The sequence below is a fragment of the Bacillus sp. SIMBA_008 genome (genome assembly GCF_046535495.1).
GTDB classification, from domain to species: domain Bacteria; phylum Bacillota; class Bacilli; order Bacillales; family Bacillaceae; genus Bacillus; species Bacillus subtilis.
On sequence record NZ_JAWRWL010000483.1, the window covers coordinates 1 to 271 of the forward strand.

Consider the following 271-nt stretch of genomic DNA (forward strand, 5'->3'; position numbering starts at 1 on the left):
GTGCGTCACGCCTCACGGCCGAGCGGCTGGCGCTCATGCCGAAGCTGCGCGCCGTGCTGCACTGCGCCGGCAGCGTGCGGCCGATCGTCTCGGAGGAGTTCTGGCGGCGCGGGATCGTGCTCTCGAGCGCCGCCGACGCGAACGCCGACCCTGTCGCCGAATACACCTACGCGGCCGTTGTGATGGCGGGCAAGAAGGCGCCCTTCCTCGCGGGTGAGGGGCGCGTGCGCCGCTCTGACTGGAACGAGACCCTGCGATGGGGGCCGCTGAG

At 72.3% G+C, this 271-nt stretch carries 1 pseudogene; it reads left to right on the forward strand.

What is annotated here, in order from left to right:
• Positions 1-35: 35 nt before the first annotated feature.
• Positions 36-271: pseudogene (locus SB658_RS24120) on the forward strand (hypothetical protein); the annotation flags it as partial.